The organism is Arsukibacterium sp. UBA5043 (genome assembly GCA_002415085.1).
Taxonomy (GTDB): Bacteria; Pseudomonadota; Gammaproteobacteria; order Enterobacterales; family Alteromonadaceae; genus Alishewanella.
The window spans coordinates 47690-73335 of the sequence record DIBV01000016.1; the positions used below are offsets into that span (position 1 = coordinate 47690).

The 25646-nt window shown below is 48.2% G+C and carries 25 protein-coding genes; 10 read left to right on the forward strand and 15 right to left on the reverse strand.

What is annotated here, in order from left to right:
* Nucleotides 1-22: 22 nt before the first annotated feature.
* Nucleotides 23-958: a type II secretion system protein GspC gene (gene gspC, locus B2Q61_RS13340; RefSeq protein WP_290618362.1), complete on the reverse strand. Its 936-nt coding sequence runs from the start codon at nt 956-958 to the stop codon at nt 23-25.
* A gap of 168 nt (nt 959-1126) precedes the next feature.
* Here gspC and hslR point away from each other — a divergent pair, with 168 nt between their 5' ends.
* The 4 genes from hslR to B2Q61_RS13360 all read left to right on the forward strand — a co-directional run bounded on the left by hslR (nt 1127) and on the right by B2Q61_RS13360 (nt 5518).
* Nucleotides 1127-1537 carry a ribosome-associated heat shock protein Hsp15 gene (gene hslR / locus B2Q61_RS13345; RefSeq protein WP_290618360.1) on the forward strand — a complete coding sequence of 137 codons (411 nt, stop codon included), beginning with the start codon at nt 1127-1129 and terminating at the stop codon, nt 1535-1537.
* 10 nt (nt 1538-1547) lie between these two features.
* The gene (hslO, locus tag B2Q61_RS13350; protein WP_290618359.1) at nt 1548-2393 is read left to right on the forward strand and encodes an Hsp33 family molecular chaperone HslO; all 846 of its coding nucleotides are present in this window, start codon (nt 1548-1550) and stop codon (nt 2391-2393) included.
* A 293-nt stretch (nt 2394-2686) separates the two neighbouring features.
* Nucleotides 2687-4936: a S8 family serine peptidase gene (locus tag B2Q61_RS13355; RefSeq protein WP_290618358.1), complete on the forward strand. Its 2250-nt coding sequence runs from the start codon at nt 2687-2689 to the stop codon at nt 4934-4936.
* Between the two features lie 18 nt (nt 4937-4954).
* Entirely contained in the window at nt 4955-5518 is a 564-nt protein-coding gene (locus B2Q61_RS13360; protein ID WP_290618357.1) for a hypothetical protein, read from the forward strand.
* Between the two features lie 106 nt (nt 5519-5624).
* Here B2Q61_RS13360 and envZ read toward each other — a convergent pair whose 3' ends face one another.
* The 3 genes from envZ to greB all read right to left on the reverse strand — a co-directional run bounded on the left by envZ (nt 5625) and on the right by greB (nt 8366).
* On the reverse strand, nt 5625-6932 hold the full coding sequence (gene envZ / locus B2Q61_RS13365) for a two-component system sensor histidine kinase EnvZ (protein WP_290618356.1): 1308 nt from the start codon (nt 6930-6932) through the stop codon (nt 5625-5627).
* Complete coding sequence (gene ompR / locus B2Q61_RS13370; protein WP_141397766.1) at nt 6932-7657, reverse strand: two-component system response regulator OmpR; 726 nt, start codon at nt 7655-7657, stop codon at nt 6932-6934. Before ompR ends, envZ begins: the two co-directional genes overlap by 1 nt.
* 202 nt (nt 7658-7859) lie before the next feature.
* The gene (gene greB, locus B2Q61_RS13375) at nt 7860-8366 is read right to left on the reverse strand and encodes a transcription elongation factor GreB (RefSeq protein WP_349678750.1); all 507 of its coding nucleotides are present in this window, start codon (nt 8364-8366) and stop codon (nt 7860-7862) included.
* Nucleotides 8367-8440: 74 nt separating this feature from the next.
* On the opposite strand from greB, the gene B2Q61_RS13380 reads away from it, so the two are divergent.
* Nucleotides 8441-10762, forward strand: coding sequence for a Tex family protein (locus B2Q61_RS13380; RefSeq protein ID WP_290618355.1), 2322 nt, complete (start codon nt 8441-8443; stop codon nt 10760-10762).
* A 14-nt stretch (nt 10763-10776) separates the two neighbouring features.
* Here B2Q61_RS13380 and B2Q61_RS13385 read toward each other — a convergent pair whose 3' ends face one another.
* The 3 genes from B2Q61_RS13385 to bioH form a co-directional block, all read right to left on the reverse strand.
* The gene (locus B2Q61_RS13385; RefSeq protein WP_290618354.1) at nt 10777-11664 is read right to left on the reverse strand and encodes a putative metalloprotease CJM1_0395 family protein; all 888 of its coding nucleotides are present in this window, start codon (nt 11662-11664) and stop codon (nt 10777-10779) included.
* A gap of 5 nt (nt 11665-11669) precedes the next feature.
* Complete coding sequence (locus B2Q61_RS13390) at nt 11670-11978, reverse strand: excinuclease ATPase subunit (RefSeq protein WP_290618352.1); 309 nt, start codon at nt 11976-11978, stop codon at nt 11670-11672.
* An 86-nt stretch (nt 11979-12064) separates the two neighbouring features.
* Nucleotides 12065-12829 (reverse strand): pimeloyl-ACP methyl ester esterase BioH, encoded by a 765-nt coding sequence (gene bioH, locus B2Q61_RS13395; protein WP_290618350.1) that lies wholly within the window; start codon nt 12827-12829, stop codon nt 12065-12067.
* A gap of 31 nt (nt 12830-12860) precedes the next feature.
* Between bioH and B2Q61_RS13400 the strand changes: the two genes are divergently transcribed.
* Entirely contained in the window at nt 12861-13586 is a 726-nt protein-coding gene (locus tag B2Q61_RS13400; protein WP_290618348.1) for a ComF family protein, read from the forward strand.
* On the opposite strand, the gene B2Q61_RS13405 is transcribed toward B2Q61_RS13400, so the two are convergent.
* Nucleotides 13574-16114 carry a M14 family zinc carboxypeptidase gene (locus B2Q61_RS13405; protein ID WP_290618346.1) on the reverse strand — a complete coding sequence of 847 codons (2541 nt, stop codon included), beginning with the start codon at nt 16112-16114 and terminating at the stop codon, nt 13574-13576. The genes B2Q61_RS13400 and B2Q61_RS13405 overlap by 13 nt on opposite strands.
* Before the next feature lie 129 nt (nt 16115-16243).
* Between B2Q61_RS13405 and nfuA the strand changes: the two genes are divergently transcribed.
* The 3 genes from nfuA to B2Q61_RS13420 are packed head-to-tail and all read left to right on the forward strand — an operon-like array spanning nt 16244 to nt 20188.
* Entirely contained in the window at nt 16244-16822 is a 579-nt protein-coding gene (gene nfuA / locus B2Q61_RS13410) for a Fe-S biogenesis protein NfuA (protein WP_290618344.1), read from the forward strand.
* Nucleotides 16823-16879: 57 nt separating this feature from the next.
* Nucleotides 16880-17899, forward strand: a complete 1020-nt coding sequence (locus B2Q61_RS13415) for a polysaccharide deacetylase family protein (protein ID WP_290618342.1) — start codon at nt 16880-16882, stop codon at nt 17897-17899.
* Nucleotides 17900-17956: 57 nt separating this feature from the next.
* Nucleotides 17957-20188 (forward strand): DUF3857 domain-containing transglutaminase family protein, encoded by a 2232-nt coding sequence (locus B2Q61_RS13420; RefSeq protein ID WP_290618340.1) that lies wholly within the window; start codon nt 17957-17959, stop codon nt 20186-20188.
* Here the strand turns inward: B2Q61_RS13420 and B2Q61_RS13425 are convergent.
* From B2Q61_RS13425 to B2Q61_RS13445, 5 genes are read right to left on the reverse strand one after another with little or no spacing between them, the layout of a single operon-like run.
* Nucleotides 20185-20826 (reverse strand): SCO family protein, encoded by a 642-nt coding sequence (locus B2Q61_RS13425; protein ID WP_290618338.1) that lies wholly within the window; start codon nt 20824-20826, stop codon nt 20185-20187. The two genes, B2Q61_RS13420 and B2Q61_RS13425, sit on opposite strands and share 4 nt — an antisense overlap.
* Complete coding sequence (gene cyoE, locus B2Q61_RS13430) at nt 20816-21727, reverse strand: heme o synthase (RefSeq protein ID WP_290618336.1); 912 nt, start codon at nt 21725-21727, stop codon at nt 20816-20818. Before cyoE ends, B2Q61_RS13425 begins: the two co-directional genes overlap by 11 nt.
* A complete protein-coding gene (locus B2Q61_RS13435; protein WP_290618334.1) occupies nt 21728-22723 on the reverse strand; it encodes a COX15/CtaA family protein in 996 nt (331 codons plus the stop codon).
* Nucleotides 22720-23235: a hypothetical protein gene (locus B2Q61_RS13440; protein WP_290618332.1), complete on the reverse strand. Its 516-nt coding sequence runs from the start codon at nt 23233-23235 to the stop codon at nt 22720-22722. The genes B2Q61_RS13435 and B2Q61_RS13440 overlap by 4 nt, the downstream gene beginning before the upstream one ends.
* Nucleotides 23222-23953, reverse strand: coding sequence for an SURF1 family protein (locus B2Q61_RS13445; protein ID WP_290618330.1), 732 nt, complete (start codon nt 23951-23953; stop codon nt 23222-23224). Before B2Q61_RS13445 ends, B2Q61_RS13440 begins: the two co-directional genes overlap by 14 nt.
* A gap of 26 nt (nt 23954-23979) precedes the next feature.
* Between B2Q61_RS13445 and B2Q61_RS13450 the strand changes: the two genes are divergently transcribed.
* Complete coding sequence (locus tag B2Q61_RS13450; RefSeq protein WP_290618328.1) at nt 23980-24189, forward strand: DUF2909 domain-containing protein; 210 nt, start codon at nt 23980-23982, stop codon at nt 24187-24189.
* Between the two features lie 9 nt (nt 24190-24198).
* On the opposite strand, the gene B2Q61_RS13455 is transcribed toward B2Q61_RS13450, so the two are convergent.
* Together B2Q61_RS13455 and B2Q61_RS13460 are read right to left on the reverse strand one after the other, a co-directional pair.
* Complete coding sequence (locus B2Q61_RS13455) at nt 24199-25080, reverse strand: cytochrome c oxidase subunit 3 (protein WP_290618326.1); 882 nt, start codon at nt 25078-25080, stop codon at nt 24199-24201.
* Between the two features lies 1 nt (nt 25081).
* Entirely contained in the window at nt 25082-25639 is a 558-nt protein-coding gene (locus B2Q61_RS13460) for a cytochrome c oxidase assembly protein (RefSeq protein ID WP_290618324.1), read from the reverse strand.
* Nucleotides 25640-25646: the final 7 nt, after the last annotated feature.

The window sequence follows — 25646 nt, forward strand, 5'->3', positions numbered from 1 at the left end:
AACCAATTGTTATCTAATTATTTTATTGCGAAAGGCTAACCAGAATATCTCTGATTTCGCCGTCACGTTCTATTTTAATTGCTGCTTCACTGGCATCTCTTAGCTCGTTAATCACCCGCATTGCCTGCTGCATATCATTAAGCGGAATACCATTAATCTCTATTGCTAAATCATTTTGCTGCAGACCTAGCTGGGTAAACAAAGCCGGGTCTTTACCTGGCATCAATTTGTAACCCACCAGGGCACCATCGCGTTGCTGCGGTGACACCCGGATATAATCAAAAAACTTCATTGGCTCTGCCAGCAATTCATCCCGACTCACGCCTAAATCACTAGCCTCCAGCGCCGGAGCTTCGGCCTGAGGTGAGGCAATCAATTCATTTTCATAACTGGGCTCGGGGTTATCCTCCCGCCCAAGCCCGGCATTGGCCTGCGCCATTTTGGTATATTCAATACCATCGAGCATCAGGGTTTCAAAACGACCTGCTTGCTGAATGAGTACCCGGTCAATTAATACTTGTTTTAAAACTGCGTTAGTACCATCAATCGTATCATCAATGGCGTAGGTACCTTCGCTACCCCGACTTTCGATAATCGCACTGCCACTGTTTGGATCAGTCTGAGCAACCACGCCGGTAAGTTTGACATTAAGCTGAGTTTTTGGTGCTTCTGTCACTACCGGAGCCGCCCGCTCGGGTTCGGCCGTCACCTCGCCAAACAGGGAGTAATTTAACAGTTGCTCAAGCGAGGTGTTAGCAGTACCTGTTGTTGCAACCCCCGTTTGCTGTACTGTTAGGGGGCGGCTAAACTCGGGCTCTGGCAACAATTGCCAGCTCAAACGCGCCAATAGCCAGGCAAGCAACAGCACCAGAGTCAGGTTCAGCAGCTTACGTAAGGTACTGACCGGCAGACGCTGGCTGACGCGGTTAAAATCTTGCATCGACAAGGACAGATTCATTTCAGCTTTCTTATAATAAATTCGGTTTCATCTTACTCAGTTGTCAGCATACCAACAAGGGTAAGTCAGTATTTTTACAAAATACTAACAGTGAAAATAAACCCGGGGGTACGCTTCACCCGTTGTTTGGCACTATAATGCACATTCAGTTCAGCATACAGGTTAATTATGACAACACCACAGGCCAAAACACAGCAAAACGACAGCATCAGGCTGGACAAATGGCTCTGGGCCTGCCGCTTTTATAAAACCCGCGCCCTGGCGAAGAGCATGATCGAAGGCGGGAAAGTACACTACAATGACCAGCGTTGCAAAGCAAGCCGCCAGGTGGAGATTGGCGCCACCATTAAGCTGGCGCAAGGTACTGATGAAAAAACAGTAACGGTAGTGGGGTTGTCGGAAAGACGGCTGGCGGCGCCTCTGGCGCAGGCACTGTATCAGGAAACCGAAGCGAGTACTGAGCAACGTCTGGCCCGAGCAGAACTGCGCAAGACCAACAGTCTGTTTGCACCGCATCCGGACACGAAACCAGATAAAAAAATGCGACGCCAGTTATTACTTTTAAAATCAAAGCAGTAAGAGAGAATTTATGAACCAGGATACATTACACCGCTTTTTGTTTCAGCAAAAACATGTCAGAGGCGAGCTGGTACAGGTTGCAGATAGCCTAGATAAGATGCTGCAAAACCATCACTATCCGTTGCCGGTGAAACACTTGTTGGCTGAATTAGTAGTGGCAACGAGTTTAATAACCGCAACTTTAAAATTTGATGGCGAAATTGCGGTGCAGTTGCAGGGCGATGGTCCGGTTAAGTTTGCCGCGGTAAATGGTGATAATAATCAGAATTTTCGGGCTGTAGTAAGACTGCAAGCCGAACTGAGTGGCGATAGTTTTCGTGAGTTAATTGGCGAGGGTTATATGATTGTTACGATAACTCCCCGCCAGGGCGAACGTTATCAGGGGATCATCCCGCTGACAGGCGACACGTTAACCAGTACCTTAGAAGGCTATTTTGCCCAATCAGAACAGCTACCCACCCGCCTGTATATATTTGCTGACATTGGCGCAAGAAATAGTGCCGCAGGCTTAATGCTGCAAGTTTTACCGGTTGAAGCAGAAAAGGCAGCGGCCGATTTTGCCGATATAGTGGTACTTGCCGACACGGTTACCGGCAGCGAATTGCTGACGTTGCCCGCTGAAGAGATGCTATACCGACTGTTTCATCAGGACCAGGTTGAGCTATTCCCAGCACAGCAAGTCAGATTTGTTTGCGGCTGCTCACGCCAGAAGTGCGAAACGGCGTTGTTTAGTATTGGCAAAGAGGCCCTGGCTGAGCACATTGCTGAAGGTAAACTGGAAATGACCTGCGAGTACTGCAATCAGCTGTATCTGTTTAGTGCAGCTGAGTTACAACAAATATGTAATCAGTTGTAACAAAACAGCCCCGCTAATGCGGGGCAATTTTTACCAAATTCTTCAGCCATTATGCTCACTCCACCCTATATTTTCCGGTACGGTCAGACGAATCAACACGTGGTTATTCGTTAAAATTAGCCTGTTTTGGTTTTTTTTAAAAAAAAGTACAGCGCTTTTTCCGCAATAAAAAACACTTTTAATGATATTCCTTTCCTTATAAGCTCCGTGTCCGTCACAATTTTTACATACGTAATTAGCTGTAACTCAGGTGATTGGAAAATATAATAATAGCTTGTGCAACTAGGAAGAACATGTTGAAAACTAACCAATACAGAATAAGCGGCCTTGCAGTAGCCGTTGCATTATCTGTCACCGCCTGCGGTGGTAGCAAAAATATTGCACCCGAGGCTTTTAACGTAGTAGTTTCCTCAGCTCAAAGCTGGAAACAAGTTGAAGGTAGTTTTACTGTCAGTGATGTAAATCCGGGAGATACGTTACGTATTTCCACGATTCGCGAGAATGGTTCGATTGTAACGCCCCGGCAGGGAGTGTATACATTAGCCAACGGCGTACTGACAATTCAGGGGACTACTTTTAGCTTTTTGCCATTACAAGACCAAGCAACGGACATTCATTACACTGTCACTGACGGCAGTTTATCGGCAAGCGCTAATTTAAAAATCGCCGCGCCAACATCCGACCCTCTTGCTTATCAGCAATGGCATTTAAACAACACAGGTCAGAAAGCGTTTTCGCTTAATCTTGAAACTATTAAAGCGTTTTTGATTGCAGAAGCCAACTTTAGTGAAGCACAGGCTGATAGCTGGATTAATGCTCGTGTCGATCCAACTATACTCGCTCCGGGCGAAGATATGAATGTCGTTGGCGCGTTTCAGCAAAACGTTACCGGTGCAGGCAGTATTGCAGTAGTAGTGGATTCTGGTCTTGAATTAGCACATGAGGATCTCAGCGCCAACATCATGCCTAACCGGTCACTAAACATGGCTACCGGCGCATTAAATGTAACCGACCCGACCTCAACAAATGCGTTAGGTGACCACGGCACCAGCGTCGCCGGTTTAATTGCAGCCGAAGGTTGGAATGGCATGGGCGGGCGTGGCGTCGCTCCGGATGCTAAATTGATTGGCATGAACTATCTGAACGCTCAGACTGATCTTAATGCCGCGTTGAGCCATGGTATTCCAGGCAGTGGCATTACTGAAAGTGAACCACTCACCGTGTTTAACCGCAGCTACGGTATCAGCTATCCGGCAATAATTTCCTACGACTTCTTTGAAGAAGCCGTTCAGGAATTTTCTGCTACCCAGCTTCGATCTGGTTTAGGTGCGGTCAATACCAAATCCAGTGGCAACAGTTTCCGCAGACCTGGTAACAATAGTTGGACTGGCTCTATCTGTAGCGCGGCAAATCAGTTGGGACTGACGTGTTTAAACGGCAACTTCGAACCATCTCAGAATACCCCGTTCTATTTTTCTGTTGCCGCGGTAAATTCTAACGGCAAGCACACCAGTTACTCGACAGCCGGTGCCAACGTACTCGTGTCTGCACCTGCCGGTGAGTATGGCGACTTTGCGCCCGCAATGGTAACAACAGACCAAATGACCTGTTTACGTGGTTATAGTAGTTTCCCCAGTGTCGATGCGGGTGGCTGGCCAGAATTTGATGCGGCGTTTACACCTTTTAATTCACCGGGTCATCCAGAAAATGCCAGCTGCAACTATACAAGTACCTTTAACGGTACCTCATCAGCCGCACCGAATGCTGCTGGCGTAATTGCGCTGATCCACAGTGCAAACCCAAACCTGTCTTATCGTGAGATTAAAGATATTCTGGTTAAAACCAGTACTCAGGTTGATCCTGACAACGAGGCCGTCGTGCTAACGGTCGGTGAAGGCGAATTTATTGCGCACCCGGGTTGGGTAGAAAATGCCGCAGGTTATAGCCACAACAACTTGTATGGCTTTGGCCGGGTTAACGCGGGTGCTGCTGTAGCGCTGGCAAAAACTTATCACTCTGAATTACCCGCGCAGATTTTCAGTGATTGGGTTGCTGTAGGCAGTCAGGCAGGCGAAGCGGCACTCACATTGGCGGTAGCAGATAACGACGCTACCGGTGCTGTGCAGACAATCGAGGTTTTAGAAGATATTACAATCGAAGGTGTTCAGTTTGCATTTGATGTTGCTAATGCTGAACTGCGCTCGGATTCATTCCCAAGCCAAACTACTGCGGGTATTGACCTGGCGATCGAAGTTACCTCACCAAATGGAACTTCAAGCGTGTTGTTGTCGTCTAAACAGGCAATTGCTGATCCATCCTTAGATTTCGCTTCCGGATACAACGAAGGTTATATTCTTAAAAATTCAGTATTTTTGTCCAATGCGTTTTATGGCGAACCTGCTAAGGGCTTATGGACAATTCGCGTGATTGATACTAATGCGGCAGACTATGCAGTGACGAACTCTGTCTGGCCTGAAGGATATAAAAACAATGTGCAGAGCTCAGTACTGGAAGGCGTAGCCATCCGGGTATTTGGTCATTAATAGTCAAGGGAATTATTTATGAAATACAAAGTATCTTTATTAGCCACTACCCTTTGTCTTGCAATGAATAGTGCTTACGCGCAAGATCTTAAACAAGAATTGCAACGTGAAATTCAAACCCAAGTTGCGGAAAAGCCAAGCATGACAATAAAGAATGGTCAGTCTGCTAAATATGGTATGTATCAATTACAACCAGAATTAGTTGCGGTGCCTCAGGCTCTGGCCTATGGCGATAGCCGCCACTTCGTCGGTAGTATGTCATTGGTTAACCGTGGCCAGGAAACTGACGTTGAACAGATGCTCGAGTTTCGCCGTAACGCCGTAGTTCGCAACAATATGACCGGGGAAATGGGTGTCATTACTGGCAATATCAGCGTGCTTGGTAAATCTGGTAGTGATATCCGGGATCTGTTGCAGCAATTTAATCTAAAGGTTGTTCGCGCGGCCAGCAGTACCGGGGTGTATATCCTACAACCTGTCAACGACGTTGAACTGGTAACCTTGTTGGCGCAAATTAATGCCTCAGGGCTGGTACGCACTGCCCGGTTAGATATTCTGGAAAGAAAAAATACTAACCAATAAAAATGGGTCTCTCTAAAATAACAAGCCCTGTATTTCAGGGCTTTTTTAATTTCAACAATCAAAAAATTGAACAATCATAACAATTGAAACGGCTCCCTGCGCCCATTTATATTTTTGCTGGAAGATACACCCTCACGACCAACCCCCCATGGGCATGATTAAACAAGTTGACACTGCCCTGATGCATATCGACAATTTTCTTGATAATCGCCAGCCCTAAACCGGAGCCGCCACTGCCACGCGCTTCATCTCCCTGGGTAAAGGGCGCAAACATAGCCTCCATTTTGTGTTCCGGAATGCCCGGTCCATGGTCCCGTACTTCCAGATACAGCTGTTTGCGGCTTTTCTCATAGCCGGTGCTTATCTCAATGTCGCCATCGCTGTAACGCAAGGCGTTTTCCAACAGGTTATTCAACACTCTTTTTATGGCGATTTTACGTAACATCACAGCCGGTAATTTTGGATCGAGCTCGGTAATAAAATGACGTTGCTGCACCTGCTCAGCCAATACCAGCTCATCTATTAATTCATTTAAATTGACGCTTTGTAAACTTTCCTGCTTATGGTGGCGCAGAAAATCGATAAACTGATCGATAATGGCGTTCATGTCGTCAATGTCATTTATGATGCCGTCCCTGATCCAGCTATCCTGCTCCGTCATCATTTCTGATGCCAGCCGGATCCGGGTAAGAGGTGTACGCAAATCATGCGATACTCCAGCCATTAACAATGCTCTGTCCTGCTCGAGACGCTTAATGCCTTCAGCCATATAATTAAAGGCCCGGATCACTGAAATAATTTCGGTAGACCCTTTTTCAGCATTTAATGGTGGCGGAATATCACCACGCCCCACTTGCAGTGCGGCTTGTTGCAATGATTTAAGCGGTCGGTTTAAATGACGGGCAAATACCCAGGCACCACCCACACTTAACACCCCAATTAACAACAAATAGAAAGTCAGCGGCGAAAAATTAGTTTCGTCCAGGCCGGATAACGGCACTTTTACCCAATATTGAGGCGCTTGCGGCGGACGTACCCAGAAGGCAAACGCACTACCCTGCTCGATACGTACTTCGGCCTCGCCATCGAGCTCAGCTGACATTTGCTCTGAAAAATAACCATAGTATCGTGCATTTGCCAGACCGTTCCGCATTGCCTCGGTTTCGGTGTATACCTCAATTCCGGTAGCTTCACTAAAACGGCGGGTCAGCTCTGCAGATAACACCGGGGAATTCTGGCCAGCATCAAGAAACACTACCTTAATTTGCTTGGCAATCAGATGGTTTATTTGCTGTGTGGTAGGCTTTATAAAATATAGGGCAACCGATACATAGGATACCAGCTGATTAATCAGCAACAAAAAACCGATTAAAAATACGGTTTGTCCAAACGCGCTGCGGGGTAACAACCGCATCAGGCAATGCTGCCATCTGGCACAAATACATAGCCCAGCCCCCAGACGGTTTGAATATAGCGTGGGTTAGTGGCGTCGTCTTCCAACATCCTTCTTAAACGCGATACCTGAACATCAATACTGCGCTCCATTGCAGAATAGTCACGGCCCCGGGCCTGATTCATCAGTTTATCCCGTGATAACGGCTCACGAGGATGGCTTACCAGCACTTTGAGTACCGCATATTCGCCACTGGTCAGGGGCAGCGGCTGGTCACCTTTGCGCATCTCACGGGTTGCTAAGTTAAAAGTAAAAGGACCAAAACTTATCACCGTTTCTTCCTGCGATGGTGCGCCGGGTAAATCTTTACTTTTCCGGCGCAGCACGGCACGGATCCGCGCCAGCAACTCACGCGGATTAAAGGGTTTCGGTAAGTAATCATCCGCGCCCATTTCCAGGCCGATAATCCGGTCAACTTCATCACCCTTTGCGGTTAACATAATAATTGGCACATCATTATTCTGCTGGCGTAATTTGCGACAAATGGACAGACCATCTTCACCAGGTAACATTAAATCCAGCACCACCAGATGGAAATGCTCGCGTTCCATCAGCCGTTGCATTTGTTCATAGTTACCGACACTTCGCACCTGATAACCTTGCTCAACCAGATAACGCTCAAGTAGCGCGCGTAATCGCAAATCATCATCTACTACAATAATTTTCAGGGTTTCCTGGCTGGTCATCTCACAAGCTTCCGTGGTTTTTTTTCACTATAAACCAAAAAACCGCCAATGGGACTACCCAAGCGGTTAAACTGTGTTACAAAATTTGTCTGTCTTGCTGACTTTCGGGCTCCGGTAACAAACTTAACGGCGACTACATCCAGAAAATGTTGCCGCAAGGCTTTACCACAAACCGGCAGCACAGGTTAACTATAAGCTGCAGTTAGTCAATCGGCGCAAAAGGTTGATAGCTGACCGCAATAATCGTATACCAATGATCACCGGTAGGTGTAGTCACCTTAATTTCATCCTCAACCACTTTGCCTAGCAGCGCTCTGGCCAGGGGTGAATCAATGCTTAGCTTATTGAGCCGTAAATCAAACTCGTCCGGACCAACTAACCGGTAGCACCTCAGTTCGCCAGCCTCATCTTCCAGTTGCACCCAGGCACCAAAAAACACTTTTCCCTGCAGCTTGGCTGACGGGTACACTACCTGCAGCAGCTCGAGGCGTTTCGTTAAAAAACGTACCCTGCGGTCAATTTCACGTAAGCGTTTTTTACCGTATATATACTCTGCATTTTCAGAGCGATCACCCAGCGCTGCCGCCTCTGATACTTGTTGGGTTACCCGCGGCCGCTCTTCTTTCCACAGGTAACGCAGCTCCCGCTCCAGAATATCGTAACCTTCCCGTGTAATCAGATTGGATTTTTTCATGCTGAAAGTAGACAATTCACCCTGCTTTTCATATTTCGTATCATACTTCGCCTGCCACCGGGGCCGCGAAGTCGAAGGATTCTATAGTTATGTCAATGATTGTAAAACAAATAGCCAGTGAAATTGCCGCCCGGCCAGAGCAGGTTGCCGCCGCCATAGCATTACTAGATGAAGGCGCGACTGTGCCTTTTATTGCCCGTTACCGCAAAGAAGTTACCGGCGCGCTGGACGATACCCAATTACGTTTACTCGATCAACGACTGAATTATCTGCGTGAGTTGGAAGAGCGTCGGCAGGTTATTTTAAAAACCATTGCAGAGCAAGGTAAGCTAAGCAACGAATTAGAACATGACATTCTGGCCGCAGATAACAAAACCCGACTGGAAGACTTGTATCTGCCGTATAAAGCCAAACGGCGCACTAAAGGCCAGATGGCGATTGAAGCTGGCCTGGCCCCGCTGGCCGATGCCATTCTTGCTCACCCTGAACAGGATCCTGAGCAGCAAGCCAATGCATATATTAATACTGAGGCGGGTTTCGCTGATAGCAAAGCGGTGCTGGATGGCGTTAAGTTTATTTTAATGGAACGCTTCGCTGAAGATGCCACCTTGCTGGCACGCCTGCGCACCAGACTTAGCCGCGATGCCGTACTAAAAAGTACTGTAGTGGCCGGTAAAGAGCAGGAAGGTAGTAAATTCCGCGACTACTTTGCCCATACTGAAGCCTGGAAAAACATACCTTCACATCGCGCCCTGGCCATGTTTCGTGGTCGTAATGAAGGTGTGTTGCAGCTACAGCTTGTGCCCGACAGCGATGAAGCAAGCGCCCACGCCCTGTGTGAGCAATTGGTGGCCGATCATTTTAATATTCGTCAACAGCAACGGCCTGCCGATACCTTTTTACGCACCGTAGTGCAGTGGACCTGGAAAGTTAAACTGCATTTGCATCTGGAAAACGACCTGTTGAGCGAGCTTCGTGAGCGCGCTGAACTGGAAGCAATTAAAGTATTTGCCCGCAATATGGCGGATTTACTGATGGCGGCGCCAGCAGGAATGCGCCGGACTCTGGCCCTGGACCCGGGCTTACGTACCGGGGTAAAATGTACCGTTATTGATGAAACCGGCAAGCTGCTAACCCACACTACTATTTTCCCACATGCGCCACAAAATCTATGGGATAAATCTGTGCGTACCCTCAGTCAGCTATGCCAGCAACATAAAGTAGAACTGATTGCTATTGGTAATGGCACAGCCTCTCGTGAAACCGACAAGCTGGCCGGCGATGTGATCAAAGCCGTCGATAATGACACGCTGAGCAAAGTCATGGTATCTGAAGCAGGTGCTTCGATTTATTCCGCATCGGAACTTGCCGCGCTGGAATTTCCAAATCTCGATGTGTCGTTGCGTGGAGCCGTGTCGATTGGTCGGCGCCTGCAGGATCCGTTAGCCGAACTGGTAAAAATAGAGCCCAAAGCGATTGGCGTAGGTCAATATCAGCATGATGTAAACCAAAGCCTGCTTACCCGCTCACTCGATGCTGTGGTTGAAGATTGTGTAACCGCGGTCGGCGTTGACCTCAACACCGCCTCAGCCGCTTTACTGGCCCGGGTAGCCGGGTTAAATAAAACTCTGGCGCAGAACATTGTGCAATATCGCGATGAAAATGGCCGATTTAATGAGCGCAAACAACTACTTAAGGTGCCAAGACTCGGCCCCAAAGCTTACGAGCAAGCTGCCGGCTTTTTGAGAATTAACCATGGCAACAACCCTTTGGATGCCTCGGCGGTCCACCCCGAGGCCTACCCGTTGGTAGAGAAAATTCTTAAAACGGCCAATCAACCGGTTAGTGCCATTATGGGTAATAGCCAGTTTTTGAGTAGTATTGACCCGGCGGTTTTTGTAGATGAGCATTTTGGCTTACCCACTATCAACGATATTTTAAAAGAACTGGACAAACCAGGACGGGATCCCCGGCCTGAGTTTAAAACCGCCAACTTTAAAGACGGTGTGGAGACCTTGCAGGACCTGAAACCCGGCATGTTACTTGAAGGCGTGATCACCAATGTTACTAATTTCGGCGCTTTTGTCGATGTGGGCGTTCATCAGGACGGTCTGGTACATATCTCATCGCTGACCGATAAGTTCGTCAGCGACCCGCATCAGATCGTTAAGGCAGGCGATATTGTCAAAGTGAAGGTGTTGGAGGTCGATATTAACCGCAAACGAATTGCGCTGACCATGCGTCTTGATGAACAAGCTCAGCCAAAAATGTCAGAAGCGCAGGGCAATAAAACAGCTAGCACAAAACATGTTAAAGCCAGCCGGCCTGCCGCTAAAACAGCTAAACCAGAGCCAGCAAATGCAGCAATGGGCAATGCGTTTGCCGATGCCTTGGCAAAATTTAAAAAATAGGGTGTTGGTTACACTCAGGCTTGCTGACGTAACGGCCGTTGAGCGGGTTCAGTAGCCAGTTGATAAAACTGGCTAATAACCTGAGATCGGCGTTGCATTTGCGCCAGGGTATCTAACTCCGGAAACACCAGCCCCGTCAACGGGCGGGTATCACCATTAGCCTCGCTACCATAGCGGATCTGAGACGTATCAATTGCCGCGCTCGGTTGGCCTGCTGCAGTAGTTTCAGCGTCACTGGAATTGCTTGATTGTGCCAAACTGGTTTTTTCAGCCACCAGCTCTGTTTGTGCCTGTAGTAAACGCAGACCCGCCTCAGCGGCAATACGCCGATCTGCAGAGGAGGGTTCTGCCGGCGCCAGCGCGGCGGCTTTAACCTGCTGCATTTTCTGAATCGTGGCCTGCGGATCACCCGGCACCGGTGCAATATCAATTTGCACCTCTCCAGCCACCGCATATTTACGCCCGTCCGGACCCAATTCATAACTGTAACTGGGGGCACCGGCGTACCGACCTCCAATACTGGCGTGGGCCTGCTCGTGGTTACGAACTTCCTGATCGCGGGTCTTTAATTCAGTTATCTCCTGCTGCTCAGCTTGCTGTTGCTGCTTTTGCTGCTGACTGGTTTCGCCTTGTTGCTGCGGGTTATTATCGTCAGTCTGGTCCGGCCGGCCTTCTATTGCCTGGGGTGTTTCAGTGGTTTTACCATTGGCATCATAATTACTTACTGTGCCAGCGTTGTTACGGACTTTATCATCAGAAACAACGGCCCGCTCTGCCTTACCTTTATCCATTTCCCGAACGGGTTCAACCAGTTCGCGGCGTTGCATATCACGACGAGCCAACTCAGTAGGTGGGTTTGCCGTGTTAATACTAACGTTAGGATAATAAGAGGTAATCTGCACAGATCCTACACCCGGACGTCAATAATGGTGCCTAAGGCCTGATCTGCAGCCTGAATTGAACGCACATTTGCTTCAGCGTTACGTGATTCGTTGGTCAATTGCACCAAACTTTGTTCCACTGACGGTGCCTGTGACTGGGCAGCACGGTTACGTTCCGGTGCTTCAGCCTGACGCACGTCAGTTTCAGCAGCAGCTGCCTGCTCGCGGTTGGCAGTTGTCTGCCGGTTAATATTAACCGTTGCTTCTGTTACGCCGGCTGAAGCACGCTGGAATCCCTGCAAACCGGCATTAAATGCTGATTGAATCTCCATCATCACACTCCTCACCAAATTAATGCTTAATTATTAACCAAAATGAACTAAAAAGAAAGATGATTAATTAGCGAACCTCGTTATTATAGTCAGCCTGCTGCAGTCAGCCAGCCATTCAGCCAGTTTAGAAATTCAACGCGGTGGGAAATAAAGGGTGCATGTGAAGCTTTAGTTAAGACGTTAAATTGGCCGCCCGGCTGCAGTCTTTGTAATTCGGCGATAGCACCAAGCGGCACCAGGGAGTCCAACGCTCCGAAGCACCCGACAACCGGCTGGCTCAACGCCGCAAAGCTCTGCCGTAAGTCCTGGTTGGTCAGAAATGCCAAGCCCGCGCTCAGTGCCACCGAACTGGCTTGCGGATAAGCGGCTATTGCCTGCTTAAGGGCTGCAGCATCACTTTTAGCAGTAGCTGAACCCATGGCCTGAATCGCTAAAAAACGACTGACGGTCAGGGATAAATCACGCTGTAGTGACAGTGCAAACTGTTGCATGACCACTTCTTTCATTCCCGGCCAGCCTGCTTGACGTAAAAAACATGGTGTAGCCGCAATCAGACCCAGCTCTTTTACTTTTAACGGGTAGCGTTCGGCCAGAGCAATCGCCAGCAAGCCACCCAGTGACCAGCCGCATACCAAACTGTTTGCTGGTATTTGGGTTGCTAGTACTGCCAACACGGCATCAAAATCGTAAGGCGAGGGTAACTGCTGTGCCAAACCAAATCCCGGTATATCGAGACATAGCACGCTAACCTTAGGGCTAATATCGTTTAATAAAGTGTGCCATACCCCCTGATTAACACCCCAACCGTGCAACAGCACCAGAACGGGTTTGTCACTATTGCTAATCTCTGCCATGCTGTTTTCAGGTATCCTTTATGTTAATTTTATGATTAATATCATTGGCCAGCTATGTCGCTGGTGCTGGCATCATATTCTGCCAGGTCAATGCATGTGGTGTAGCTTACCGGTAGCAAGCCCTGCCAGCCAACTATGCAGCTATTGTCAGCAGGCGCTGCCAACGTTATCTCACCAGCAATGTCACTTCAATTTGCTCTGGCTGCCGGCAGTAGCACGTGGCCTGAAAGATGCTAAATTTGATCGCCTGCTTTGTCTGGCCCACTATCAACAGCCGTTTCAGCACTGGATTCCACGCTGGAAATATCACACAGATTTAGCGGCGGGCCAGCTATTACAACAGCAAATGTGCCTGTTGCTCGCCCGAGCTAAAGCCGGCAACATGCTGATGCCACAGGCACTTACTTATGTACCATTGCATTGGCGTAAACAGCACCAGCGGGGGTTTAATCAAGCGCAGCTCCTGGCTGAGGCATTAGCTGAGCATTTGCAGTTGCCGGTGCTAACGCTGTTCAGCAAAAGCGCCGGCACAAGCCAGCGGGGCCTGAACCGACGGCAGCGTCTGCGCAACCTGCGGCGCACCTTCACTTTAAAAGCAATTCCACAAGCGTTGCCACAGCATATTGCGCTGATTGACGATGTAATAACTACCGGTGCCACCGCGAATGCACTAACCCGGCTATTGCGCCGGGCCGGGGTGCATACGATCAGCGTCTGGACTCTGGCGGTTACGCCAGCACCGGGTTATTCAGACTGAATTGGCGCGTTGAAACTGTTCCCCAAAAACATTGCATTAACCAGAATACGGCTGGAGCCATAGAAATAACCGCGAAACACCGGGTTGTCAGTCATCGCAATCACCCGGCCCCGGCCCAGATTATGAGCAATAATCGCGGCGCCCTGTGCGATTTTAGGTACGTATTCACTGGCGCTATAACCAGCTAAATGTGGATTCTGACTGTAGAGTGCCACGTTGGCAAAAGTTGAGCTGCTCGGTTGCAACAACATAATATCATTTTTGAAAATGGGTAAGCGTGCACGGGGCACGCCAAAGGTCAACGGATGGCTCAAATCCAGTTCCGCACTGAAAATGGCGCCGGCAATCCGTTGTTTAGCACCCAATGCCTCCTGATCAGCATAGCGTAAGTCTTGTTGCGGGATCAGCTGCTGCATTTCTTTACCTTGCCATACGCCGGCCTGCAATAAGCCTGCTTTAGCCAGCCAGGCTGCGCCGTCTTTGTGGCCCCACAGCACCCCCCCCTGTTCGGTCCATTGCTTTAACTGGTTAATCTGCTTTTCCTGCCACTGCCGGTAATTACCATCCACCAGAATAATATGGCTATACCGATTCAAGTTAATCCTGCTCAGACGCTCAGGTTCCACCATACTGGGTGAGATCCCGGCTAACCGTTCCAGGTTGTACCATACTTCACCGGCTTCGGTAGAATTCACTCCAGGCCCGGCTATCAACAAGACTTCAGGTTTTGTGATCACCGCAAAGTTATGGCTGCCCAGATCGCTTCCTTCAGCTGTCAGGCCGCTACGAATTGCATGTACTTTAACCGGATATTGCTGTTGTAACTGTTGTAACCGATTAAACCACTCTTTATTTTGCTGTAAGCCGGCCGCCACTACCATGCTGCCGGGTTGGAACTGCACCGTGCTATCGCGGGTCAGCGCGCTGAAACTGCCAAGCGCTGACCTTACCACTACCCCCTCGGCCAACAAAGCCTGCAAAAGCAGGGGGGCCTGCTGGTCTTGCCAGCTAAACGCATAGGCATAAGCTCCCGCAGCTAAAGGCTGTCTCAGCACGGGCCCGATTTGCCACTGTTTGCTGGCAAGTGCCCTGCCTGGCTCACGGGTTACCGCTTTAAATTCAATATTGAAGGCATAAGGCAACGTCCAGCTTGATACATCATAAAAGGTGTTATCTTTAAAATCTTTATCAGTTGCAAATGCCGCTTTGAGCAACCGGTACTGAGCTTGCTGCAATGGCACAAAATAACTTTGTCCTGCGCGATATTTAGTGTCCTCATCCTGCCAGTCCCGGGCCAGAGGATATACTGCAATATGATGCCGCTGCAGCAGATCGAGCAGTCCGTTCAGACGGCTGGTGTCGCCATCATGGGTTAGCATGTAACCCTTGGTTTTATCTGCTTTCGCTTGTGTTATCGCGTCCTGATAAAACTGCTGCTGGTAGGCTAACAATTCCTGCCGTTTCGCCACTGCACCGCGGATCGTGGATAACGATGCGGTAAACTGATTTTTGATGGTGTCACTGAAGCTGAGTAAGCCGTTAATCGATTCCTGCAAATGACCGCGGCTGCTGGCTTGCTCAAATAAAATCCCGACGCTGCCATTTACATCCGGATATGTCGAGCCCTTGCCAATGTAGAAATCATCAAAACTCTCCTCGCTATAATACAATTGCTCTTGCGCATCAAAAGCGGCTGCATGAAATTCTGCTATTGCTGCAGTCAGCTCGAAATTACGTGTCGGTGTTAAGGGGTAATTACGGCTGGGGATCCCAGGCTGGAAAAAATAGCTGCTGTTAGTGCCCATCTCGTGAAAATCACCAACGACATTAGGCAGCCATTGCTGGAACTGAGCAATCCTGGCGCGACTTTCCGGATGCTGCAACAACAACCAGTCGCGATTCAAATCAAACCAATAGTGGTTTGGCCGACCGTTTGGCCAGGGTTCAATATGTTCTCTGTGCTGCGGATCAGCAACCGGCTTACTGCCTTTATGCATATTGGCCCATTGGGCAAACCGATCATTACCATCTGGATTTAAACTTGGCTGAATTAAAATAACCGCCTGGCTTAGCCAGGCCTCAACCTCTTCTGTCTCAACCGCGGTCAGGTAGTGAGCCAGCACCAACGCCGCATTTGCCGCGCTCGGTTCATTACCATGCACGCCGTAACCCAGCCAGATAATTACGGGTGCATCGCTGGTAATCTTTTTATCTTGCTTTGCCTGCTGCACATGTTGCTGCCGGATCTCGTCAAGCCGACCTAAATTTTCTGATGATGAAATAACCAGTTGCAGTAAAGGCCGTTGTTCGTGGCTATAACCAATCACTTCTAACATGGCTTTGTCTGACTGGCTGGCCAGCTGCTCAAAATACCGTTGGATCTGATCATGCCGGGCATGCCAGTCACCCACCGCATGGCCTAACGTCTGTTGTGGTGATGGTAGCCTGGTATTAACCGGCTCGTTAAAATACTGCGCCTGCACCGTTGCGGCCCAGAGTGTTAAAAAAAATATTACACTCAGTTTCATGCCTGTTTCCTTTAATTTTTTTGCGCGTCCAGTTAGCCAGAAAGTACAGCAAAACTCAAGCAGGGCTGGCATCAGCAGCAGACTCAGAGTATGATAGACATTAACCTAGTAATTTAGTCAGGTACTAAGATGATTTCTATTTCAGAACAGGCGCAAGCCCATTTTGCAAAGCTGCTGGAAAAACAAGCTGCCGGTACCAGCATCCGGGTATTTGTTGTTAACCCTGGCACGGCTCAGGCTGAGTGTGGCGTATCTTATTGTCCGGCAGATGCCATTGAAGATACCGACATTCAAATCGAATTTAGCGGCTTCAATGCCGTTGTTGACGCAGAGAGCAAACCGTTTTTAGTTGATGCGGAAATTGATTTTGTGACCGACCAGATGGGTTCGCAACTGACATTAAAAGCGCCGAACGCCAAAGTTCGCAAGGTGAATGACAACGCCCCACTGATGGAACGGGTTCAGTATGTGATTGATGCTGAGATTAATCCACAACTGGCTAATCACGGTGGCCGGGTTTCTGTTATGGAATTAACCAACGATGGCGTTGCCGTATTGCAATTCGGTGGTGGATGTAATGGTTGCTCGCAAGTTGATTTAACCCTGAAAGAGGGTATTGAAAAAGAATTGCTAGCCCGCTTTAGTGGTGAATTAAACGGGGTTCGTGATATCACCGAACACCAGCGTGGTGAGCATTCCTACTACTAAGCCGCAAGCGGTTTATGATATAACGACCCTGGTGAAGATTATTTTCCGGGGTTTTTTATGCGTATCATTTGTTTATTTACTGTACTGGTTAGCCTTATTCTCGCACTCCCGGCTAAAGCTGCGGTCATGCTCATTTATCATCATGTTGCCGACGATACGCCCCGCGTAAGCAGCGTCACGGCCAATGAACTGCGCCAACATTTGCAGTATTTCAAAGATAATAATTTTCAGGTCATCGGGCTGGATGTGCTCATCAATCAGTTACGTAACAAGCTGCCAATTGCTGATAATTCGGTAGTCATCACTTTTGATGATAGTTTTGAAAATAACTACACCACTGCCCACCCTATCCTAATGGAGTTTGGCTTTCCTTACACTATCTTTATTAGTCCCGGCAGTATCGATAATCGGGTTGGTCCGGTCCTTAGCTGGGATCAGGTTAGAAAAATGGCGGCCGACGGCGTACTGGTTGCTAATCATTCAATGAATCATGAACATATGACACAGCTTGAACCGGGTGAAAGCATGGCTGACTGGCATAGCCGCATCAAGCAGAACATTCTCGATGCAGAAGGTAGAATTCTGACGGAAACCGGTCAGAGCCATAAATGGCTGGCATATCCCTACGGCGAATTTAATAGTGAACTCGAAGCGTTGGTTAAGGCATTAGGTTTTATTGGTATTGGTCAGCAATCCGGTGCAATTGGCTCGTCGACTAAACTAAGCCGGGTCCCGCGCTATCCGGCAGCGGGTCAATATGCCGATCTGGCAAATCTTGGCCAGAAATTACGTACTTTGGCTTTTGATATTACCTACTATTTGTCAGCTGATCAGCAAATAAGTGACAATCCGCCAACCTTGCGATTGCAACTTAAGGTTGAGGACTTTCTGCCAGAACAGTTACGCTGTTATGCTGGCACCGAGGTACTTGAGCCAATATGGTTAAGCGAAAATACCTTTGAAGTCACGGCCAGTAAGCCGGTCAAGCTCGCGCGAAGTCGCTACAATTGCACTGCCCCATCGCTGACTAAGAAAGGTTACTTCTACTGGTATTCACAACCGTGGCTAAATAACTAGTTTTTAGCGCAGCTTACTGATATAAAAATAGTTTATAACAGTGAAGTTGGATATTCTGTGACGCAGTTAATACGATATATCAGTGTCTTAGCCCTTTTTTTTACGTTACAAAGCGTTGCCGAAGTTGCTCTGAGCCCGGTACCGGAATGGATTACCACCATCCAGCCTGCGCTGAGCAGCGATATCCCGGAACAGGATATAAGTAATGGCATATATTACTTACTGGCCGATACTCAACTGCGTGTACCGGCAACCGGAGAACGACAATCTTTCGAACATTATGCCAGCCTGGTCACCAGCAGCAAAGGCCTGGAGAAAGCCGGTCAAATTAGTATTTATTTTGATCCTACCTATCAGAACATCCAACTTCATCAGCTCAATATCATACGTAATGGCAACAGCGTTAACCGTTATCCGCAGGCGCGAATTAACCTGGTTCAAACTGAACATGACTTAGAAAAGTTGCTGTATCACGGCGAAACAGCACTGAACATTGTGTTACCTGATCTGCGGGTTGGCGACATTGTGCAATACAGTTACAGTATAACCGGTGATAATCCGGTTTTTGCAGACAACTTTGCTACCAGCCAGCAGCTGAACTGGACCGTGCCGCTGCAACAACAACATTGGCGTTTAATGTGGCAGAAACCAACCCCGTTGCAATATCAGTTCAGCAAACAAGCTCTGTCACTGCAAATCAGCAGCGAAGCGGACAGCACCATCTACTCTCTGATGCAGCATAATGTTGCGGCAATTAAGCACGAAGATGACACGCCAGATTGGTTCTCGCCTTATAACATACTGTCATTAAGCAATAGCCAGCAGTGGCAGAACATTGCCAGCTGGGGCTCAAGTCTGTTTGAACCGGCTATAGACAAAAGCCCGGCAGTACTAGCGGTGGTTGCAAGATTACAAGCTGATTTTCAAACACCTGAGCAGCAAGTTGTCGCCGCGCTGCAGTTTGTGCAGCGCGAAATTCGCTATCTGGGGATCGAGCTTGGGGAAAGCTCTCATAAGCCTGCCACCGCCGGCCAAGTACTGCAACAGCGTTATGGCGATTGCAAAGATAAAAGTATATTGCTGGTTAGCATACTCCGACAACTTGGCTTACATGCAGTACCCGTTCTGGTTAATACCGAGCTGCATAATAAAATTGCTAAGCGCCTGCCCTCTGTCGGGGTGTTTGACCATGCTATGGTCAAACTGGAGTTTAATAATAGCATTTACTGGCTCGACCCAACCCGTAGCTTTCAGGCCGGGTCACTGCAAAGCTTGTATCAGCCGGATTACGGCTATGCATTAGAGCTCAGTGACGGGGTAACTGGGCTAACTGCAATGAAATCGGCGACACAACACACCAAGATAATGATTGACGAGACATTTCAACTTAAAGACGCATTAACCCAGGCAGCGGAGTACCAGGTGAGTACGCAGTACAGTGGTCTGGATGCAGAACGGTTGCGCTCGCGGTTTGCCAGTAATAGTGTCAGTCAGAATGCCGATGGTTATGTCCAGTTTTACAGCCGTTATTACCCTACCGTGAACCAAGTGCAGCCAATAGCCAACACAGACGATCCGACTACGGGGATTTTTACCGTTAACGAGTTTTATCAGATTGCAGACTTCTGGCAACTTGATAACGATGACAACACCCTGAATGCCAGCTTTTACAGCAATGGCATCAGTAGCTATTTGCAGTCACCCGAGATAGCGGCCAGTCGCAGCCAGCCCTTCGCACTAAGTCACCCGGTAGATATCACTCAGACGATATCGGTAACGCTCAATGATCTCGACTGGCAATTTGAGCCAAAACAACTTGAAGAAAATAATCCGTTTTTCCAATATCAGAGTGAATTGCTGTTTGACCAGAACACTAAACGACTGACTTTGCGTTACCAGTACAAAAGCCTTACTGACCACATTACACCAGAGCAGCGACTGGCTTATGTGGCGGCAGTAAACCGTAGCCGTAATGACTTAAATCTAAATATATTTCAGCATAATAACGTCAATGATGTAGCGGCCTCGGAAGTCAATGACAACAATAAACTGATGTTATTGCTGTTGGCTGTGTATTTTATGCTTTGGGTACTTTGCGCTGCGTTATGGCTGCTGCCATTTAACGGACAAAAACATCAGCACTTTGCTGAGCCTAAAATCAGGTTTTATTTAACCTGGATACTAAGCTTCAGCATTTACGGCTTATATTGGTGCGTTAAAAATGGGCCATTGCTCAATAGCATTCATTCTGGGCGCCACCGGCAAGCAAGCCCAGCAGAGCCACGCTAGCGCTGTTGCAGCTGATTCAGTACTAACGGGAAGTCAGCGAGAAGTTGCTCACGATTAACCAGGGGCACTTCACCCGGAGCCATATCGGGTTTAAACATCGCTGCAACCTGGCCCTGCGGGTTAATTAATACAACCGAGGCACTGTGGTCTACCAAATAATCCTGTGCTGTGGTGCTGCTCATCGCATACATTAACCCCAGTTCGCGCACGAATGGAAATAACTGATCATGCCCAGCCGTTAGACCGCTTAATGCGGGTTGCTTAAAGTAGTCAACGTACTGTTTTAATTGCCCTGGGGTGTCGCGCTGCGGGTCAACCGAAATAAACCAAATTTGTAACGGCTGCTCTAACTCGGCTGCCAACTCTGCATGCACTCCGGCCAACTTGGCCAAGGTTAACGGGCAAATATCCGGACAATAGGTATACCCCACAAAGGCCAGGGTCCATTTTCCTAGTAGATCTTCGCGGCCACGACGTTGGTTTTCCTGATTTATCAGGCTAAATTCTGACAGATTACGCGGTTGCGGATAAATCAGGGCTTGCTGTGGTAATGGCTGATGTTGCCAGAGTAAATACAGCATAACACCAGCAACCAGTGCAGCAGCAGACAACATTAAGACGATTAGATTACGAAACATAAAAAGGAGACACCTTAAAATAATGGTCCAACAGCAACACTAAAAACAACACCATTAGATGCACAATGGAAAATTTAAAGGTGGCCATAGCTGTGGCACTGTCGGCATTAAATTTTAATTTCCAGGCATACTGTAAAAATCGTAAATTAAGTAAGGTGCTGCCGAGTAAATATACTGCACCGGTCATCCCCACGATATAAGGCAGTAAACACACCAGGCACAACAGCACGGTGTAAAGCAAAATAGCGCTTTTGGTGTATTCGATACCGTGAGTAACCGGTAGCATCGGCATATTTACTTTGGCGTAGTCATCCCGGCGATGGATCGCCAGCGCCCAGAAATGCGGTGGTGTCCAGGCAAAAATAATCATCACTAACAATAATGCATAGCCATGAATTTCACCTGAAACCGCCGTCCAGCCCAATAAAGGAGGCATGGCGCCTGCCAGGCCGCCAATTACAATATTTTGTGGCGTGGCCCGTTTTAAAAACATGGTATAGACCACTGCATAACCAAACAAACTAAGCAACGTCAGCCAGGCGGTCAGAGGGTTTACCCCCAGATAAAGTAAAACAAAACCGGTTGCGGCCAGAGCACAGGCAAATGCTATGGCTTGTTGAGAGCTTACCCGGCCTTTGGCTACAGGCCGGCTATGAGTGCGGGCCATCTGTGCATCAATTCGTTGATCGACCACATGATTAAGCGCCGCAGCGGCGCCAGACAGCAGGCCAATGCCAATGGTGGCAAACACCACTACCGCGATATCCGGCAATCCCGGCGACGCAAGCATCATGCCTACCCAGGCGGTCAGCACCAGCAAAGCAACTACTTTGGGTTTAGTGAGTTCCAGATAGTCGCGCCAGCGTGAAATACTTTGCCGCGTTGCTGTTATGGTCGCCATTTATGTCTCCTTGCCAACAGGACGGTAGAGCTGATAAAGCACTACCACCATAATCATTAGTAAATTCGCGCCAACAAAATTGTGTGCCACGGCATTTACCAGAGGCAGATGCAACATGACGTTTAACAAGCCTAGTATAAATTGCAACAGCAATACTACACCAACGGCTAGCGCGAAATTCTGCATAACTTTAGTCTGCGCCCGTTGATACAAAAGTACCGCAAACCAGCTAACAATACCAAGTGTGATGAACGCACCAATTCGATGAAACACATGTACCGTCTGCCGCGCTTCTGCAGACATCACGCCATATTCATAATCACTATAGCCAAGGTGTAAATCAAAAGCTTCATCTAACGCTAATCGGCTTAGCCAGCCCGCTTCGCAAACCGGTAACTCAATACAGGCTAAGGCGGCATAATTGGCCGCAGTCCAGCCGCCAAGCCCTATTTGAATCATCACGACTAAGGTTGCGCCTATTGCCAATGGCTTTAAGGCTGCTAATGCCGGCTCCGCCCTTCTAAACCCGGGAGATAACTGCATCCAGTATAATGCGAGCAAACAATAAAGGGTAAATCCGCCTAATAAATGCGCCAGTACCACGATTGGCAATAAGCTCATGGTAACCGTCCAGGCACCCAAAGCCGCCTGACCGATCACCAATAGTAACAGCAGGGTGGGAAGCGTTCTTGGCTGGCGAACTTTACTGAAAAAGCTGGAAATAAATATGGCCGCAATAAGTAAGCCCAGCGTACCAGCCAGATAGCGGTGGATCATCTCATTCCAGGCTTTATGTGGTTCTAACGGCCGTTCCGGAAATGCCTGCGCCGCCAGCGCGATGCTTTCAGGTTTCTCGGGCACCTTTAAAAATCCATAACACCCTGGCCAGTCCGGACAGCCCAGTCCGGCATCGGTTAACCGGGTAAAAGCACCATATATAATTACTACCATCGTCAGTAGCAGGGTAACGGATACCAACCATTTATGTCTGGTCATACACTGGTCCTGTCATAATTTAACAGTTTTAATAAGTCGTAGCGGATATTGCGGGCAATTTGTGCCATTTGCTCATCCTGCTCTGGCATCGGATAGCTCAGTAGCACCAGGCCTTTTTGGTCAACCAGTAAAATTTGTTGCCTAAGTGCTTCAATATTCGCGGGCATGGCGTGTTGGATATCAAACATAGGATATAGCTCTGGTTGTTGCAGTGACCCTATTACCACCGGCTGAACCTGTTCTTGCTTACGGCCAAGACCGATATAAAGCTGTTTTACTGTGTGTAATGCATTTTGACAGCGCTGCTGACAAGGTGAATCGGTTAATAATACGATTCGCCAATGCTTTTTCTCGCCAGTAATATCAGGTAGCAGAAATATTTCCTGCTCCAGCCACGACCCTTTACTGGATGAACCCGGATTAAACCACCCCATTTCAAGCACCAGCTTGGCGCCTGCGAGCGGCAGCACACAACATAAAACGAAAAGCAGCATAAATTTATTTTTGTTCATTTTCACTCCCGCTGCGCCGCGCAGCAGCAATTGCCACTGCCACTACGGCGATTGCCAGCATAAACCATTGAAAGGCATACCCATGATGTTTTTCTGGTGGCATAACCACCGCTTTATAGTGGGGTAGAAAAGGGCTGTCATCTTGTTGAAATAACATAAACGGCAGTGTGCTTACTGGCAACTGTGCTGCCATTTGCTCTAACTCTGGTTGCTGAATACGCTGCGGCCAGCCCTCTTTTTCAGTATTAGCACCCAGCCTGAACCCGCCCACTTCACTACGAATTAGGCCGTGCAGCGACAATTGCTGTGGAATCGTGAAATCAGGTAGCACAGACCGATCATTACCCGCAGCCACCCAGCCGAGATTAACCAGCAATAATTGGCTTGAATCGGTGTTTTGCATCGGAACAATGACATCATAGCCGACTTTACCCTGCACAATCTGATTATCAAGTAACCAGACATAGGGTTTAAGCCAGCGCCCCTGATCGGCAAACAGCACACCGTCAGCTTCGTGTGCTGTCAGCACGGTCAACTGCTGCCAGTTTAGCGGCCCTTGTTGCTGTAATTGTTCGAGCTGACTGATTTGAATTGTTTTTTCTTCTGCCCGTTGCAGCTGCCAGTAGCCAAGCTTGCTTAATATTGCAAAAGCCGTCACAGTAATTAGCAACCATACTTTATGAATGCCAAAATAACGGCCAAATATTTTAAACCGCATAATTGGCTAACCGGAGATTGAAAAGGATGTTGCTTAAACTTGTTATCATCGCACTACTACTATTTATTGTTTTCAACTTATTCCGGGCCGGATTGGTTATGTTGCGTAATGATCCGGAACAAAAACAAATGTCGCGTTTTCTCGGCCGTCGGGTATTTTTGTCAGTATTAGTACTGTTAGTTATATTACTGGCGATGGCGCTGGGCTGGATAACACCCAACCCCAGGCCTTACTGAAACCTCTGGTTACAGCATATAAACAATAACAAACAGGCAAATCCACACCACATCAACGAAGTGCCAGTACCAGGCAGCAGCCTGGAAGGCAAAGTGCTTCTCAGGGGTGAAATGCCCCTTTAACACCCTGAAAAAGACGAACAGTAAAATGATAGCGCCTAGGGTGACGTGCAGGCCGTGAAAGCCGGTCAGTAAGAAAAACGTATTGCCGTAAAAGCCTGAGTCCAATCTTAACCCTAAGTCCTGATATGCATGAATATATTCATAAACCTGCAGACTTAAGAAAGTCGCACCTAACAGTAAAGTCAGTAATAACATCAGCTTTAACTGGCCACGTTTCTGCTGCTCCAGACCGGTATGGGCAAAATGTAAGGTAATGGAAGACACCACCAGAATAGCAGTGTTAATTAACGGCAAACCGGTCCAGGGCATCGCCTGGGTTTCGATACCACCTGGCGTTTTAACTAACGGCCATACCGGTTGGAAGTCAGGCCAAAGCAGTTCAAATGTCATGGCATTGTTGCTAGAACCACCAAGCCATTGCATCGCAATCATCCGTCCATAAAACAGCGCGCCAAAAAACGCCATAAAGAACATCACTTCAGAGACGATAAACCAACTCATGCCCTGGCGAAACGAGCGATCCATCTGGGCGCTGTATAAGCCACTCATCGACTCATCAATCACATTTCTAAACCACCCCACCAGCATAAATACCAGCACGGCGAAGCCTAACAGCAGTAAATAACCACCAAAGCCACTTTGCTGATTACTGATGTCGATTACCAGATGCCCTGCGCCAAACGCAATAAAAAACAGCGCGACCGCACCAACAATTGGCCACGGACTCTGAGCGGGAACATAATATTTTTCATAGGTTTTTGTTGTCATCTTATTCCCCAATAATATCTTGTTGTGGTTGCTGAGCCGTCCAGGCCTGAGTGACATCGTACAGGGTGTAATTCAGGGTTATGGTATTAAATTGAGCCGGCAGGGCCGGGTCGACGTAAAACTGTAGTGGCATCAGCATATCTTTACCGCCAGCCAGTTGTTGCTGGCTAAAGCAAAAACATTCAATTTTATTAAAATACAGCGCTGCCTGGCCTGGTGAAACCGACGGAACAGCTTGACCAACAATCAGCCGGCCAGTCGGATTCTCTGCCAGATAATTCATAATATGAATTTCACCGGGGTGTACCGTCATGGTCTGAACTTCAGGTTTAAATACCCAGGGCATGTCTTTGTTTGGCCGCGCCAGAAATTCAATGGTAATAACCCGGCTGGTGTCAATAACAGCATTGTCACCTGTTGCAGCAACTGCCGCGGTTTTACCATTAATACCGGTTAAATCACAAAACACGTCGTAAAGCGGGACCAGAGCGAAGCCAAAGCCAAACATTGCCAGAGCTACCAGGATCAGCTTGCCAATTAACGGTTTGTTTTGCGCCATGGTCTAC